This is a genomic window from Mesorhizobium sp. B2-5-7, assembly GCF_006440875.1.
In the GTDB taxonomy this organism is placed as follows: domain Bacteria; phylum Pseudomonadota; class Alphaproteobacteria; order Rhizobiales; family Rhizobiaceae; genus Mesorhizobium; species Mesorhizobium australicum.
The window spans coordinates 561451-576876 of the sequence record NZ_VFUO01000004.1; the positions used below are offsets into that span (position 1 = coordinate 561451).

At 60.3% G+C, this 15426-nt stretch carries 13 protein-coding genes; 2 read left to right on the top strand and 11 right to left on the bottom strand.

The features are described from left to right. Positions 1-43: 43 nt before the first annotated feature. From FJ543_RS20605 to FJ543_RS20635, 7 genes are all read right to left on the bottom strand, one after another. Positions 44-736, bottom strand: a complete 693-nt coding sequence (locus FJ543_RS20605; RefSeq protein ID WP_140876735.1) for a class I SAM-dependent methyltransferase — start codon at positions 734-736, stop codon at positions 44-46. Positions 737-796: 60 nt separating this feature from the next. Continuing rightward, the gene (locus FJ543_RS20610) at positions 797-2056 is read right to left on the bottom strand and encodes a polysaccharide biosynthesis/export family protein (RefSeq protein ID WP_140876737.1); all 1260 of its coding nucleotides are present in this window, start codon (positions 2054-2056) and stop codon (positions 797-799) included. Beyond that, complete coding sequence (locus FJ543_RS20615) at positions 2043-3305, bottom strand: hypothetical protein (protein ID WP_140876739.1); 1263 nt, start codon at positions 3303-3305, stop codon at positions 2043-2045. The genes FJ543_RS20610 and FJ543_RS20615 overlap by 14 nt, the downstream gene beginning before the upstream one ends. Then, the gene (locus FJ543_RS20620) at positions 3302-4306 is read right to left on the bottom strand and encodes an SDR family NAD(P)-dependent oxidoreductase (protein WP_140614634.1); all 1005 of its coding nucleotides are present in this window, start codon (positions 4304-4306) and stop codon (positions 3302-3304) included. The genes FJ543_RS20615 and FJ543_RS20620 overlap by 4 nt, the downstream gene beginning before the upstream one ends. A 64-nt stretch (positions 4307-4370) precedes the next feature. Next, on the bottom strand, positions 4371-5045 hold the full coding sequence (locus FJ543_RS20625; protein ID WP_140614635.1) for a sugar transferase: 675 nt from the start codon (positions 5043-5045) through the stop codon (positions 4371-4373). Beyond that, positions 5042-6178, bottom strand: a complete 1137-nt coding sequence (locus FJ543_RS20630; RefSeq protein ID WP_015316393.1) for a DegT/DnrJ/EryC1/StrS aminotransferase family protein — start codon at positions 6176-6178, stop codon at positions 5042-5044. Before FJ543_RS20630 ends, FJ543_RS20625 begins: the two co-directional genes overlap by 4 nt. 33 nt (positions 6179-6211) lie before the next feature. After that, a complete protein-coding gene (locus FJ543_RS20635; protein ID WP_015316392.1) occupies positions 6212-6934 on the bottom strand; it encodes an NDP-sugar synthase in 723 nt (240 codons plus the stop codon). A gap of 421 nt (positions 6935-7355) precedes the next feature. Here FJ543_RS20635 and FJ543_RS20640 point away from each other — a divergent pair, with 421 nt between their 5' ends. After that, positions 7356-8027, top strand: coding sequence for a response regulator transcription factor (locus tag FJ543_RS20640; RefSeq protein ID WP_015316391.1), 672 nt, complete (start codon positions 7356-7358; stop codon positions 8025-8027). A gap of 1 nt (position 8028) precedes the next feature. On the opposite strand, the gene FJ543_RS20645 is transcribed toward FJ543_RS20640, so the two are convergent. Beyond that, on the bottom strand, positions 8029-9768 hold the full coding sequence (locus FJ543_RS20645) for a PAS domain S-box protein (protein ID WP_140660807.1): 1740 nt from the start codon (positions 9766-9768) through the stop codon (positions 8029-8031). A gap of 184 nt (positions 9769-9952) precedes the next feature. Here FJ543_RS20645 and FJ543_RS20650 point away from each other — a divergent pair, with 184 nt between their 5' ends. Beyond that, on the top strand, positions 9953-10654 hold the full coding sequence (locus FJ543_RS20650; protein WP_224586269.1) for a helix-turn-helix transcriptional regulator: 702 nt from the start codon (positions 9953-9955) through the stop codon (positions 10652-10654). 132 nt (positions 10655-10786) lie between these two features. Here the strand turns inward: FJ543_RS20650 and FJ543_RS20655 are convergent, their stop codons facing one another. From FJ543_RS20655 to FJ543_RS20665, 3 genes are all read right to left on the bottom strand, one after another. Continuing rightward, on the bottom strand, positions 10787-11848 hold the full coding sequence (locus tag FJ543_RS20655; protein ID WP_015316388.1) for a glycosyltransferase family 2 protein: 1062 nt from the start codon (positions 11846-11848) through the stop codon (positions 10787-10789). 1 nt (position 11849) lies between these two features. Next, a complete protein-coding gene (locus tag FJ543_RS20660) occupies positions 11850-13094 on the bottom strand; it encodes a lipopolysaccharide biosynthesis protein (protein WP_246678842.1) in 1245 nt (414 codons plus the stop codon). A 97-nt stretch (positions 13095-13191) separates the two neighbouring features. Beyond that, positions 13192-15426, bottom strand: coding sequence for an exopolysaccharide transport family protein (locus FJ543_RS20665; RefSeq protein ID WP_140876743.1), 2235 nt, complete (start codon positions 15424-15426; stop codon positions 13192-13194).

Consider the following 15426-nt stretch of genomic DNA (forward strand, 5'->3'; position numbering starts at 1 on the left):
AAGCAATGATCTGGACGGTCGGCCCGATACCGGCCGAACGCGGTCATGCCTGCCGCCTGGCCCCTGCCAGGACCACCCGCACTTCACCGGCATGGTTGGCGAAGGTGCGTATCTGCTCGTAGCCCTTGCTGCGCTCCAGAAGACTTATGACCTGGCGGTCCTGACCAAGCCCCACCTCGAACAGCAGGACGCCGCCTGGTCGGAGGTAGCGCAGCGCGTCCTTGACGACCCGCATATGAATGCTGAGCCCATAAGGACCGGCCGCGAATGCCTCTCGCGGCTCAAGCACGACCAGATGGCGGCGATCACCCTCGAGCCGCTTCTCCGAAATGTAGGGCGGATTGCAGACGATGGCATCAAGCGTGCCGTTGAGCTCCAGTCCGGACACGCCTTCGAACAAATCACCCTGATGCACTGAAATCCGGTCAGTCAAGCCATGATGAACGACATTTCGCCGCGCCGCGTCGATACAGCCGTCGGTAAGATCGCAGGCCCAAACTCGCACGGATTGAATATGGCTAGCGATCGCGCAGGCCAGGTTGCCGGCGCCACAGCACATGTCGACGACACGCGGCGCCGGCAGATCCATTGCGCGCAGAACATCTACGGCAATGGAGCCGAGCAGCTCTGTTTCCGGCCGCGGCACCAGCGCACCGGGCGCAACCAGGATCTCCATTCCCATGAAGGTGATGCTGCCTTTGTTGTAAGCGCCGACGACGCTGATCTCTTCGCTCACGACCGTTCTCGCAACGACATCGAAGATATTGCCGCTGCCGGCGACACCGGCAGGGATTGTCTATTGCACCGCCGCGCTTTCGAGCGCGCTGCTGAATCTGACCTCGATCGTATCACCCGGCGCCACCGCGGTATCCTGGTCGGCCGGCTGCTTGCGCCATTGCGCATCGACGGAGCGGATGATCGTCACCTGGGCCCGCACGGTTTCGCCGCCGATCGGCTGCGGCAAGGCGGATGCTCCCTGCGGCTGCAATTTCTGGCTGACCGCGTGCAGCCTTGCGGTGATGTCGGCAAGGCGCGCCTGTGTATCCCGCAACTCGTTCAACAAACCGGCACGCCTCTGGTTGTCATTGCGCTCAATCTGCCTTGCAAGATCATCCTGTTGGCGCCGAGCCCTCATGAGTTCGACCGAAGTTTCAAGCGCACGGCTCGAGGACAGAAGCACCGCGCGCCGGACATCGGCGAGCCGGTTGTTGGTCAGGTTGCCAGCCTTGAAGAGCTTGGTCACCTGCGCCAAATCCTCTTCATCGGCCTTGACTCCATCGGCTTCGTCCTGCTCGCGCTGGAGCAACGCCTGGACCTGGGTCGCTGCATCCTTGGCGCCCTTCTCCAGAAAGCTCTGCTCCTGCCCGAAATTGTCCAGCGAGAGCTTCAGCCCTTCTGCCTCGGCCTGCGCGATTTCGGTTGCGAGGGAAGAAGACAGCGGAAAGCCCTGGGGGGCCTTCATGTCGAAATCGGGCTGCTTTTGAAGTTCGGCACGTATGCGCGCACTGTGGAAATAGTCCTTGATGTATTCTCCCCAGATCGTCTCATAATCGCGCTGCAAGTCCGTTGGGTCCGGCCCAGCCTGGTTCGCCCGTGCACGCAAGAGGCTGAAGCCGCCGGCGACGGCTATCGCCTGCCGAACCGTCATGAGCGGACGAAAGGCTTGCTGCCCAGGAGCGAGCACTTCGCCAGTCACGTAGATCGGACGGTATTCAGCGATGATCGCCGTCACGTCGCCGGGCCTGACGACCGCCACCTGCTCACGGCCGTCCGGCATGCGTATGTGGTAGATCTTGGTCGGCAGGATCGCCTGCAAGCGCGTCTGAAGTTGGGACGGGGTCAGGCCGGCGACAGGCACCGTGCCTGCTTCGGCGAGGACGATGGTGCCGTCCATCTGCACCACCGCACGCTGCGTCCGCTCGGGAAGCGAGGTGATTGCGATCTCGATGGTGTCTCCGGGCGAAATTCGATAGATCGTCGCATCGGCTGCCGCAGCCATCGGCAGGGCGCAAAGCATCGCAAGTGTCGCAAGGAAGAATCGGCTAAGGTTGACCATTCGCGACAATCTCCTTCTTGTCCTGGTTTTCGGGCCAGTCGACGCGGGTGACGAAGTCGTAAACCGGTCCACCGGCCACGCCCCAATTGCTGGACCAGATCACCTGTGTGCCGTCCGGCGAAGGTGACGCATGCGTCTCGCTCCAGTAGTCGAAGGGCGCGTTGCGTGTCTGCACGATGCGCCGAACTTCGCCGCTGCCGTCGATGCGCAACGCGATGACCTCCCGTGCATATGGTGCCCAGCCTGGATTGGCCGATATCTCCTCAGGGTTGCCGCCATAGGTCAGGAAGACCCAGCCGGGCCGCTTCAGAGCACGCGACGATGCATGCTCTGCTTCGCCGTATCCGGTCAGGGAGGTCACCTTCCCATCGGACAGTCTTCGCTTGATCACGTGATACTTGTCGGGGCCGGATTTGCTGATGCCAACATAGACCTCGCTGCCGTCGTCATCGAGCGTAAGGTCTCCGTGGCCCGGGCGGTGATGGTCTGTCCACCTCTGTCGCAAGGTACCATCGACACTGAAAATGGCCCTCTGCTCGGTGCCGTCTGCCAGGTTTTGAAAGCAAAGGATGTTCGTGCCGAGCGGGGAGATGGTGCAGGAGCTGGTGGTTCCGGGAACCTGAGCGAGATCGATGTCCGGGAATTTGAACCGATCCGCAAGATCGAAGGCGAACACCACCGCTTTTCCATCAGCGCGGACAGCGCGGACAGCTATACGTTTGCCGTCACGGCTTGGATTGCCCTTCGACGGCCCGAACTGCAGATCGTGGTATTGAGCCGTGACGAAGACAACGTCTTCGTGGTTTGTCCTTGGCGCCCATGTCGAGATCTTCCGATCCTCAACGCAGATCATCACGTCTGCGTTTCGAGGATGCCATTCGCATTCACCGCCTTTGTCGCGGTGGAATAGCGGAGCATATGTCTTGCCGTCGAGGAAGCACAGCCCGTTGCAGCCATTGGCCAGCACGAGCAGGCTCTGGTCCGCATTCCAGGCTTGAGCGCTCGAATAGCGATGGCTGCAATATTTCGTCCCACACACGACACCTCCCCCAAGTGCGCCGGGATTGGTGATGCGCATGAAATTCGTGCCGAATGCCGGATCTGTCGCGGGATGCAGATAATCTGGGAGATCCATCGGCATTGGCGCGACGAACGTCGTGGACATGCTGTTTCCCTGGCTGTCGGCCGCCCGCAGCAGGACAGCAAAGGCGATCAGGAGCAGTGTCAATGGGAGTGGGTAAAACCTCATGTCATGTAGCTCATTTCGCGACGTACCCGACCTTCGCCGAGGCGCGCCCGCCACCAATCGATGGTTCTGGCCAAGCCGTGGCGCAAACTCGTTTGCGCAGTCCATCCGGTTTCACGTTCGAGCCGTGATGAATCGGCCAGCAGAGCGCGAACCTCGGAGTTTTGCGGCCGCAATCGACTCTCGTCGCGGTGAACGGGCTTCTTGCAGTTGCTCAGTTCGCGCACGAGATCGAGCACGTCCGATATGGTCACGGCACGCTGGCTTCCAGCATTGTAGGCATGGCCGAATTCGAGTGTGGCTGAACCCGCGCTCAGGAAGGCAGCCGCTGTGTCCTCGACGAAGGTCAGGTCGCGGACCGGGCTGGTATCTCCCACCATGATCGAAACACATTTTGGATCGAGCGCCTGCCGGATGATTGTCGGTATTATGGCTCGTTCGCTTTGTCGCGGCCCGAATGTATTGAACGGCCGGAGGATCACGACGGGCAGGTCGAACGATCTGGCATAGGACTGCGCCATCATGTCGGCGCCGATCTTGGACGCCGAATATGGCGATTGTCCCTGAAGAGGATGGGACTCGCTGATCGGCATGCTGAGCGCCGTGCCGTAAACCTCACTGGTCGAGGTGTGAATGATCCGTTCCGTCTCCCATTGGCGGGCCGCTTCAAGGACATTCAGCGTCCCCATGATATTGGTTTCCACATAGGACTGGGCGGCCGCGTATGAGTACGGGATCGCGATAAGCGCAGCGAGATGAAACACGACGGCTTGGCCGCGCACGATCCGGTTCAGGAATGCACCGTCGCGTACATCGCCTCGAACGAGTTTCAGATGACCTCGGATGTCGTCTGGCAGATCATCCAGCCATCCATGACTGTCGAACGAATTATAGAGGGCCAATGCGGTCACCTCGGCACCGTTGCGGACGAGTGCCTCGGTCAGGTGCGATCCAATGAACCCATCCGCGCCAGTGACCAGAACTCTCTTGCCATTGTAGCTCATAACCAGGTGTTCCTTCTTTCACCTGAAGCGCTCCGGTTGCCGAGCGCGCACACAGAAGCAGCCTTCAACGCCTGAGTAGCCCGACAGGCACCCAGCCGATTACCGCCAGAAAACCGAGGATCATCCACACAACATCCGAAGCGATGGTTCGTCGGGGATAATAGGAAAGATCGAACTTGGCTTTGATCGGAAACAGCGCCTCCCTGTAGAAGGACGACAGGTCTCCTGAGACCGGGTAGAGAGAGGCTTCGTGACGGAAAAGAACTTGCGTCGGGCCGACCAAGCCGGGTTTATATCTTAGGACCGCCTCGAAGCCGCCATGGAAGCAGTCAGCAAAGGCGAGGCTTTCCGGCCGTGGCCCGACGATGGCCATGTCGCCTCTGAGCACATTCCAGAGTTGCGGCAACTCATCCAGTTTGGTGCTGGCCAAAATGCGCCCGATCTTCGTCAGCCGACGGTCGCCTATGCTGGTCAACGCAGGGCCCTGAGGATCACACAGAACCTCGAATTTGCGGAACTTATAGATATGAAACATGCGCCCCCCTGCACCGATGCGAGGCTGCCGGAAAAGCACGGGGCGTCCGCCCTCGAGAAATAGCGCAAATGCAATCAGCAACATCAGCGGCGCGAAAACGATCGCGGCCAAGGATGCGGCCACGACATCCATCGCGCGTCTGCCAAAACCATGGCTCACGCCTGACACGACGGGCGGGTGTATGGATAGATCAAACGCGTTCATGCGGCGGTTCCCGCGTGGATGCCGCTATTGAGCGCGGTCGCCAGGACGTCCACCACGGCTTCAACCGCGGGCGCGGTAATCTGAGGATGCAGCGGAATGGTCAACTCTCGTTCCGCGAAATCCTCGGTGCGCGGCAGGTGGGTACCCGGGTAAAGCTCACGGTAGAGGGTCATCTGATGAACGGGCGGGTAATGGACCGTGGTTTGTATGTCCTGCGCCCGCAGCTCATCGACGACATGCTGCCTGTTGACGTAGCGCGGCAAGAGGATCGGCATGATGTGGTAAGCCGAGGCTCGCGGTTCTTCGAACGGTATTGTGATCGCCGGACAACGCAACGCGATAAGGCGCCGGTACAACACGACAAGAATGCGCCTTATCTCGTTCCACTCCTGCAGGTTCTGGAGCTGAACCAAGCCGATCGCGGCCCGCATTTCATCCATTCGGTAGTTAAAGCCGAGCATGGTCACATCGTAGTGCGCGGTGCGGCTGTTCAGTCGCTGGCGTGTTCCGGTGGTCATGCCGTGCGCGCGAGCCTGGCGAATCCTGTCCAGCAGTTGGGGGTCCCGGGCAATTACGGCCCCACCCTCCGCCGTCGTCATGTTCTTGTTGCCGTAGAAGCTGAAGGCGGCGCCCGCACCAAAGGTGCCAACCGCTTTTAGGCCGGGAGCATGTGCCGCATCCTCGATGATCGAGAGCCCGCGTGCGCTGGCGAATGCTTGCCAGGCGTCCTTGTCGGCAAGATAGCCGGCGAAATGAACCAGGATCACGGCCCTGGTGCGAGGGCTGCAGCGTGCTTCTGCTTCTTTGAGCGACATCAGAGGGACGTCTGCCGATTCTATGTCGACAAAGACAGGAGTGGCGCCGACATAGAGCACTGCGTTCGCGGTAGCCACGAAGGTCAGCGAAGGAACCAGCACCTCGTCGCCCGGACCAATCCCCAATCCGTGAAGGATAAGATGAAGGGCTGCGGTGCAGGAACTAACCGCTACGCAGTCCTCTGCCTCGTGCATCAAGGCAAACGCCTCTTCGAAAGCCCGGACCCGTTCACCCATCGTCAGCCAACCGCTGTCGATCACTTTCGCCAAAGCCGCTTTTTCTGGCACTCCCAGGACCGGGGAACTTACCAAGAGCATCGTCACCTCCTCGATGATCCTCGCGCCTGGCCGTTACGCTGCCGCGGCGGCCACTTCGATGGACGCCGACTGCTCTTCCCAGGAAACTGTCTGCGCGTTCTGGAAGTCCTCGACGCGTCCGATGTCGAGCCAAAGACCTTCGTGCTTGTAGACATGCACGACGCGTCCGGCCTGGAGCATCTGCAGCATGAGGTCGTCGAACCCAAACGGTATCCCGGATGGGATGAAGTCGAGGACGTCCGGGTTCATGCAGTAGATGCCCATGCTTACCAGATGCGACAGCGCAGGCTTCTCGCGGAACACCTGGACGGTGTTGTCAACCTCGTCGATCACACCGAAATCCATCTTGGTAAGCCGCAGCGAAGTCGCTATCGTGACGGAGTCCTTGTGCAGGCGGTGCGCCGCGGTAAACCGGCTGATGCTCAGGTCGGTCAGCACATCGCCGTTCAGGACAATGAACGGCTCATTCAATTCGTCTCTGATCAAGGAAAGCGGGCCGATCGTTCCGAGCGGTTCCATTTCCTGCGTGTAGCGGATCCTCAGATTCCACTGCGAGCCGTCACCGCACACGCTCCGGATCAGGTGCCCGAGATAGCCGGTGGTGACGTAGACGTCTTCGATTCCGCTACGCCGCAGCCATTTCAGCAGCAACTCGAGGACTGGCCGCGCGCCAATTGGCATCAGCGGCTTCGGCAAAACCGATGTAAATGGCCGAAGGCGCGTTCCCATGCCACCGCATTGAATTACCGCTTTCATTCGATCCTCCCTACGCACATGGCCAGAGTTGGCCTTGACGGCTGAAACCGCATCCGGAGCCAAGACGGCGAACCGCCTCGCGCAGCAGGGTTTCAGTTGTCCGAACCTGCGAGAGATTAGGGAGCCAACCGGGATACTGTCGTCGTGCGTTTGAATGGCACGGGCGAATTTCTCTGATCCCGGAACCGTAGGGGACGAAACATATCCCGCGGACCTGACGGGCGTGGTCGAGACGCGCAACAGACCAAGGTCCCACTTGAATTGCGATTGAAGGTAAACATTTTCCTAAAACCGAGCTACATTAGCGTACGGTAATTAGCAGGACGGGGTTGTAGGACGTCGGGGTCCACCTTTCTGGACGTACCGGCGCTCCTGCAAGGCGCGGCCAGGTAGTGCGGGTTGTTTGTGCGTGGGGGTTTCTATGTACAAGATCGTCATAGCCGATGATCATGGCCTTTATCGACGTGGCTTGCGCATGGCGCTGACAGCCGGAATCCCTGGAGCCGAAATAATCGAGGCGACCTGTTTTGATGCCGTGGTTGGGCTCCTGGCCGAACACGAAACAATTGATCTTGCGATCTTGGACCTGAACATGCCCGGGCTGCTCACCCAGGAAGTGCTCGGCGACGTTCTCGCCGCCTATCCCAAAAGCAGGTTTGCGATTGTGTCAGGAAACGATTCACGATCGGAAATTTTGTTGGCCCTTTCAGTTGGCCTCCACGGCTACATCGTGAAGTCGCAGCCGGATGAGGAGGTGGTGCTGGCCGTCAAAGAGATCTTGTCAGGCCGCATCTATGTACCAGCCCTCCTGTCGCGAAGCTCTGGCGCAGCCGCGCCTCAGACGCATAGATCTCCCGTGGAGGCTTCGCACCAGGCCTTGGCCAGCCCAGGTTCTCTGGGAAGGCTCACGTCAAGGCAAAAGGACGTGCTCAAGCTTATGGCCGAAGGTTATTCGAACAAGGAGATCGCCCGCGATCTCGACATCGCCGAGGCCACGACGAAGATCCATGCCGCCGCAATCTTGCGTGAACTGGGAGTCCGAAACCGCACCGAGGTGGCTGTTTTGATGAGGACATGGCTTGGAACGATCTGAGTTAAGGCTGAATCTCGCCCTGGGATAGGCGTAGCTGATATCGCAACCCACCAGCCGACATTTCCAGTTTCGAAGAGTGACCGACCAAGGGCGTTCCATCGGCGCCAAGGACAATCGACCCAAAACCTTTCCGCAGGACAGGCTTGGCATTTCGGCCGCCTCGTTCGATCCAGTCGAACACGATGTCGCCGTCCGAGCCCTCGGGTGCGACGCCCCACCTTACCTCCACCTGGCCTTGGGAGTTCCCGAGCACCCCGTGCTTGACCGAATTTGTCGTGAGTTCGTGGACGACCATCGCGAAACTTTCGGCAGCCCCCCCGACGATTCTGACATGAGGCCCTGTGATCGTTGCTCTGTGTGCCTCGGCGTAGGGGCGAAGCGCATGTGCGACAATATCGCGGATCGTAGATGATAACTCTGCATTGTTGATCAACAGCAGGTGCGTGGATTCGAGCGCCCGAATTCGCTCTAAAAGATCTCCTCTGTACTTGGAAATATCCTGGTCTGAAGCAGGGATCATTTTCACGACAGCCGTGATCACGGCAAACAGATTACTGAGCCGGTGCCGCTGTTCAAGTATAAGCCGCTCCTGTCTTCTCACCGCGGCCCGCAACAGTGTTGTCTGCCGCCGCTCGGTAAGGTCAGCCGCGATCCCGAACCGCTGATGATAGCCATCGCGGATGTCCTCACGGCCGCGCAGGGCAATCCAGCGGAACTGTCCGTCCGACCGCCGAACTCGAACCTCTGCGTCGTAGTTGGCGGTTGCCGCGATGAATTCTGAATGGGCCCCGAGTTTTGGCCAGTCCGCCGTATGAATGATCGCCGACAGCTCGTCCAGAGGACGGGAAGCGGCTGGCGGCAAACCAAGAATTTCCCAAAATTGATCTGAACCGGAGACAATTCTCTCCTTGTAGTCCACGCGCCATGTGCCAAGCCTTCCGGCGAGCAGCGCAAGGTCCAGCCATTCCTTTTGGCTCAAGAGCGCTTCGCTTGCAGCCCTGCGTTCAGTGATATCCTCGAAGACGACAAATATGCCCATCGGCAGTTGTTTCTCCGGACCAGACCAAGAGAGGGTCACGCGAGCCCAGAAAACAGTGCCATCCTTCCTTCTCAAGCGCATTTCCAAGCCAAACGACGGCGCCTCCGCGCTTAGACCACGTCCAAGCCTGGCGAACAGATCGCGTTCGTCAGGATGAACGAGCGTTTCGATATGCTGGCCGACGAGCTCTTCCTGTGCGTAGCCGGACATACTGCACATGCACATGTTGACCTGCAGCAGCTCACCACGGTCATTTGCGGTCGCAAATCCCAAGGCGGCCCGCTCGAAAGCCCAGCGATATCGCGCTTCGGTCGTCTCGATGGCGGTAAGCCTGTTCTCGGCGACATCGAGCGCGCTCCTCAACTCCTGCCTTGAACGATGGAAAAGAAAGGCGATCATCCCGCCGGACAAGGCGAGGAGAATGGCCCCGGAAAGATCATCTCCGACCAACTGACCGTTCGCCGCCAGGCGAACTGCCAAGCCGACAGCCACCATGGCAAACGTGGCAGCCATCGCAGGCCAGCGGTCCTCCAGGAAGGCGATGATGACAATCGCCGGCACACATTCCAGAAAGGCCGCACTGCCACCACCTGTCAGCGACGATTTCATCTCGATAAAAAGGGTAGCCAGCAGGACGGCCGACGAAACCAGATGTTGTCGTAGCCTGTCCGACAGTACGGGACCGCCTATCCGCAATCTCATCCTGACTACCTACAACTTTTGGCTTAGCCAATGCGGCTTAGAGCCTTTGGTTATCGGACCTAGTGCTGCTGCTCGCTTTCGCGCGCCGAAATGTCAGCCTATCAGAATCATCAGAAGAAAGTTCCAACACTTAGCCCATGCGCTGGCGCCGATCTGACAGCGAAACCGGAAAGTGGTGACGACAATGAACCTGGTCGAACGGCCGAGAAGTACTGTTTTCCAAGTGCAACGTGCGATGGCGGCCATGGGGCCTGGCAGCAGGCCGTCTCCCTTGCGCCATGCCCAAAGCTCCGACCGGCAGGTTGAAAGGCCTGCTGCCGCCACCGAAGGTGACCAACCGCCGCTGCATTCTTTCCCGGGTATGCTTGATCGCCTTGGCTACGGATGTCTCGTGCTCAGCGAAACCAGGAAAGTCCTCAAGTGGAACGCCACCGCGCGCGTCATTCTCAGCGGTTATGGCAGCCAGGTGAACAACGCCGACGGCCTTTCGGGAGCGCTCAGAAGCCTGATCGCGAACGTGCCGTGCCACCTCAACCCCGGATCGTTTGCATGGATTGTGATCCGCAGCAGCGGAGATCGCCCCGTTGTCATCAACGAGCGCGGCCTCTTCGCAGCCGACAACACGATCGTCGTCGCCCTGTTGGACCGAGAGACGAAATCGGCGCCCAACCCTCAAACCCTGCAGCGAATGTTCGGTTTGACCGGAGCCGAGACACATCTGGCGGTGCGATTGGCAAAGGGCTACACCCCGTTGGAAATCGCTGAAAGTTGTGCGCTCAGCCGGACGACCATCCGAACCCAGCTCGCATCACTGTTCGCCAAAACTGAAACCAGGCGTCAGGCAGAATTGGTCACCCTTCTCGCACGCGTCTCGGTGTTGCCCTAGTTCCCTGAACATCCGGGGATGATCGTGTCCAGCCTTGTGGCCACCGCAGGGGCGGCCGTCGTGAGTCCGTGCCCCATAAATCGGTTCGGCGCGTGCCGCGTCCCGTGCACGGCCTTGAACGGGTCAGCTCCATCACTGTCTTCGGGTATACCATGGCCCTAGGACCGGGCGGATCCTGAACAGGTATTCCACGAGGTACTGGCTTGCGATCTTCATCACTGATGGGCGAAGAATTTGCAGCGTGTCGCGGATAGTCACGGGCAAGGACTGGTGATGAAATCTGGCGGGTACGCGTGCAACCCGCAATGCTCGCAAGAGGCTCTCGGGGTCAGGAAGATTCCTTCTGTTTTCGAGCAGCTGCCAATTAAGCTGCTTAACCGCAAGCGTAACTTCGTCCACTTCCGTGTAGCTCTTCGATGTGGTGATGCTCGGATGGTTGGTCGCGTCGTAAAAAATCAGACCCTCATTGATCGCAACCATGTCTCCGTGACCGGCCAGGTCCACGAAGAACAGTTGGTCGACGCCGGCGGGGATCGATTTGTGTGCACGCATTCGGCATCCAGCCTGAAGAACCTTGCTGTTGATCAACAGTGTCGAGGGAATGATGCCGAGGCTCCTCGTCGTCCGGACAAGGTAAAGATCCCTGAGGCATTGCTGGCTCGAATAGACTGAAACGCGGTTTTGCTCCGATGGCGTCGAGCGGAGCATGATCCTGCCGTCTTCCACGATATTGGCTGCACAGGTCATGAATGCGGCCGAGGGATGCTCCTTGGACACCTCGGCAAATCGCTTGAGCGCGCCGGGCGCGAGCCAGTCGTCGTCATGCAGCAACTTGATCCAGGTGCCGGTGCAAGCCAGCATGGCATTGTTGGTATTCTCGACCTGGCCTCGCCCCCTGCCGTTCTCGACAATCCGGATGCGACCGTCGGCACGCGCATAGTCGTCGACGATCCTCCAGGACAGCCCTCCTTGCCCCTCGTCGTCGCTAACCACCAGTTCCCAATTCGCAAAATCCTGCTGGAGGATGCTGTCGATTGTCCTTCGAATGGTATCTGGCCTGCGAAAGGTCGGGATGGCCACTGAAATGAACGGCCGCAGTGTCACCAACTCCGCCGACCCCTCATCTTGCGAAGGTCCGACCCCTGTTGGCAGGGCTGCGGAAGGAAGGGCGTCGCGACTGTCCATCTGCGTCATGTTATCTTTCCTCCAAGGCGATGCACCGGCTGCGAGGCGACGTCTCTTCCGGTTGAACACTTTGCTTCAACAGATAGAGAGAGGCTGCCGTCTTGATGAAGAAGCCCCCGGCGCCGCCGGCAGCCATGAGATAAATGACAGTGAGAGGTTCCCAGCCAGCTCTGGCGCCGGCTAGAAGCGGACCAAACACGAGCACCGTCCTTACGGCATCGACGACCAGGCGCACCTCCTGCCGTCGCAGGAGAGCCGGCACATCCTGAAGCGGCGTCGACAAAGCTTGCACCGCGCCCATGAAAGCCAGCGCCGTCATGATTTCGGCGGCGGGCAGCCATGGCCGTCCCAATAGGGGTACGACGAGCTGCGGTGCGGCGAGGCCAAGAGCCAGAATGGGCAGTGAAGTGAGCCCGCCGGCAAGGATCAGCAGGCCTCGTGCGAGGCCGAGCAGATGCCTGCGGCCGCCGCCCTTATTGGCTTCGGCGACAAAGACATTGCTGAGCGGCGTGGCAATGAGGGTGACGGGGCCGGTGACGAGCCGCGACGCGACGCCCAGATAGCCAGCATAGGCGGTCCCGAACATCGAGCCGACGAGTATCGCCGGAAGGTTGTTGATGGCGAAACTTGCGACCGTTGCCGGGATGTCGAACAGTGGAAATTTGTATTCGCGCCTGGCCTTTTCAAAGACCGTTTGCCACGGCGCGCGGGCAATACCGCACACGTCCTCCCAGCGGAAAATCCGAACGCCAAGGAACCCAATGAAGATGAATTGGCTGAGAATGTGAGCGTGCACCATCGCCTCTCCTCCGAGATGGACGATGCCGAACATCAGCTGCAACAACGCCATCGTCGCGGGCAAGATCAAGCGGCCGAGCGCGAAGTCGCGCAGCAGGCCGGCACGCAGGCTCCAGCAATTCATGGTCTCCACAAGACCTGCGCCTGCCATGCCGATCGGAACCAGCCACACAAGGTCAACAGCGCGGACCGGAACGGTGCTCGACAACATAACCCCCGCCGTCAAGGCAAGAACGCCGGTTGCCGACACGGCCAAAAGAATGAGCTTAACCGTGACGTATGCCTGCGCGTCGCTCTTGACGCCGTACAGCGAAGCCTCAAAGCGCAGTGCCGCGACCGCCCCCAGTATGTTCACGGTCGAAAGATAGATCGTGAACAAGCCGAAATCAGCAGGAGAATAGAGCCTGGCCAACACCGGAATGGTCGCGACAAGAATGAGCTGACCGGCAATCGCCATGGCCGACACGCCACCGGCCGCTCGAAGGACCTTGCCGATGGGGCTTTGCGGAAGTCGGATCATGGCGAGCCTTGCTTACGGCCGGTGCCGGTCGAATTCATGAGATCCTCTCGCGCAAAAGATCGGCACTGTCGCCAAACCGATACCTGCCGTACCGGGTGAGGTTCACCCGGGTAAGGACGCTCGCCACCGGAACCGAGAGCGTTCCGTCGCTCAGGAGCTGCTCCACCACCCCGCGCGCGACATGCCGCGAGGTTCTTGCCCAGCGAACGGTAACGAGAACCGCGTCCGCCCAGCTCTTGAGGAACATGGCTTCTGGCCCAGCCAGCCCCGATGGCCCGTTTATGATGACGAGGCTGTACGCCGAGTGCAAATCTTCCCTGCACTTGGCGGTGTCGACACGCGCCAGGAGAGCCAAAAGATCTTCTGCAGGTGCCATGGTCGTCAGGTCGATGCCAATTTCGGGAATGCTGGCGACCGCGTCATCCAAGGTACAACGACTGCTGATGTAATCCGCGAAGGAATGACGAGCCTTGGGTCCGTTGAACTGGCGCAGAAACTCGGGCGTAAGTTGGGAGCCCGCCCGCTGGAGATCCACCAGAAGAACACGATTGCCCAGTCGGGTGGCCGCCAAGGCCAGGCCCCACGCAAGCTCGGTCGCTCCGTCAGCCCGGACGCTTGGCGTGAGCAGGATCGTGTGCGGAGCACGACCCCTTGCCTGATTTGGCGCGGCCGCGACCAGCAGCGACGTCACCGCACGGCTGTAGGCCGACTTGGGCTGGCCCAAAACCAAGTCACGCAACTGTTTGGCGTGCATCCTGCCCGGTTCGGGCACGAGCCCCACGCACGGTATCCTGAGCACGGCTTCCGCCTCCGCTTCACCGCGCAAGGTGCGATCGAAGCGATTTCGCATGAGGACCAAAACGGCGCCAAGGAGGCCGAACGCAATCATTCCCGGTGGAACCAAAAAAACCGGCGGCAATGTCTGCGGAATTGTCGGCGGCCATGCAACGGAAAGGACCGAGACCCCGGCGGACGGAGCTCCGATGCGCCGCTTCAGGTCCTGCTGGCGGCCGAGAAGTTCGTTGTAGCGTTGCGTCAGGAGGCTGACTTGAGGTTCGAGCGCCCGCAAACCGGCGAGCCGGCTGGCCGTGTCGGCCGCGACCGCATCGAGCACATGCATTCGATTTCCCAGAACCTCGACCTGGGCACGATAGATGTCCGCTTCAGCGACGATATCAGCGATTACCTTTTCGATCGCGACGGAAAAGGCATTGGCCAGATCCTTGTCCGCTGGCGCCCTGGCCACGCGAGCCGAAAGGTCGGCCAACTCCTGCGTGCCGGCGGCCTCGGCCAGGGTCGCGGCCGGCGCGCCCTGCTTTCGAAGCTCCTGGATACGCTGGAGCCGGGACTCCAGCGCCGCCAGATCCGCTTTGGACATCGATATCTGTTGGCTGAGATCCGCCCTCTCCCCGGCCACCTTGTCAGCCGAGCCTTGATCGACCGCGCCATGGCTCAGCCGATACTCCTCGAGCCGATTGGACGCATCCACCAGTTCATTCTGCAGTTTGGGCAAACTGGCGACGACGGCGTCAAGTTCCTGCATGTTCGACGCCTGACTTTTCTGCGCGAGGTCGTCGACATAGATCTTGGTGAATGTATTGGCCACCATCGCCGCGCGCGCCGGGTCATCGTCCGAGAAGCCGACGGAAATGACCCGGGACCGGAGCTCTTGTCCGACCCTTACCCCTTTGCGCAGCGCTTTCATCTCGGCGGCCTCTGCTGCTTGCGGCGCATTGGTGGATACAACATCCCGCGGCCAAAGGCGCTTCAGCAGATCGCCAGCGAAAGAGTGCGATGTCGGCGGATCGGCGGGCGTTGGCCCCTGGCTGGAGCTTCCCTTCCCGGCTTGCGGTTGTGCGGTCGCGTTGGCCGGGCTCGGTTGACGCAGCGCTGCGGCGACTCGACGAAGGTGGCTCTCCGACGAGAGCATCGTGATGTGGTCGTCAATGCTTGAATCGATCATGTCCTGCGCTGAGCCCGGGCTGGCGGGAAGGGCCGCCCTGGCAGGAGCGTCTATGATAAGCTGGCTGGTGGCTTCGTACATGGTAGGGCGGGTTATTCCCGCCAAGGCCGCCAAGATGCCGCCGACAACCGCGAAGAGCAGAATGATCCATTTCCTGCTCGCCAATGTCACCAGCAGTTGGCGAGACGGGGTTGCTGAATTCGGGGCGCTTCTGGGAGGCCGTACGCGGGCCCTGCTTTCAGGAGCCGGGGCAGCCACCGGGGTGGCTCGTGGCAATTCAATTCGGCTGACTGCGGAACCCGCCAT

What these genes read in the sequence shown, in the direction of transcription:
- FJ543_RS20625 (WP_140614635.1), bottom strand. Translation starts at nt 5,045, where the DNA reads ATGAACGCGTTTGATCTATCCATACACCCGCCCGTCGTGTCAGGCGTG.
- FJ543_RS20655 (WP_015316388.1), bottom strand. Translation starts at nt 11,848, where the DNA reads ATGACGCAGATGGACAGTCGCGACGCCCTTCCTTCCGCAGCCCTGCCA.
- FJ543_RS20640 (WP_015316391.1), top strand. Translation starts at nt 7,356, where the DNA reads ATGTACAAGATCGTCATAGCCGATGATCATGGCCTTTATCGACGTGGC.
- FJ543_RS20650 (WP_224586269.1), top strand. Translation starts at nt 9,953, where the DNA reads ATGAACCTGGTCGAACGGCCGAGAAGTACTGTTTTCCAAGTGCAACGT.
- FJ543_RS20615 (WP_140876739.1), bottom strand. Translation starts at nt 3,305, where the DNA reads ATGAGGTTTTACCCACTCCCATTGACACTGCTCCTGATCGCCTTTGCT.
- FJ543_RS20620 (WP_140614634.1), bottom strand. Translation starts at nt 4,306, where the DNA reads ATGAGCTACAATGGCAAGAGAGTTCTGGTCACTGGCGCGGATGGGTTC.
- FJ543_RS20660 (WP_246678842.1), bottom strand. Translation starts at nt 13,094, where the DNA reads ATGGCGATTGCCGGTCAGCTCATTCTTGTCGCGACCATTCCGGTGTTG.
- FJ543_RS20610 (WP_140876737.1), bottom strand. Translation starts at nt 2,056, where the DNA reads ATGGTCAACCTTAGCCGATTCTTCCTTGCGACACTTGCGATGCTTTGC.
- FJ543_RS20635 (WP_015316392.1), bottom strand. Translation starts at nt 6,934, where the DNA reads ATGAAAGCGGTAATTCAATGCGGTGGCATGGGAACGCGCCTTCGGCCA.
- FJ543_RS20665 (WP_140876743.1), bottom strand. Translation starts at nt 15,426, where the DNA reads ATGGCGGGTTCCGCAGTCAGCCGAATTGAATTGCCACGAGCCACCCCG.
- FJ543_RS20630 (WP_015316393.1), bottom strand. Translation starts at nt 6,178, where the DNA reads ATGCTCTTGGTAAGTTCCCCGGTCCTGGGAGTGCCAGAAAAAGCGGCT.
- FJ543_RS20645 (WP_140660807.1), bottom strand. Translation starts at nt 9,768, where the DNA reads ATGAGATTGCGGATAGGCGGTCCCGTACTGTCGGACAGGCTACGACAA.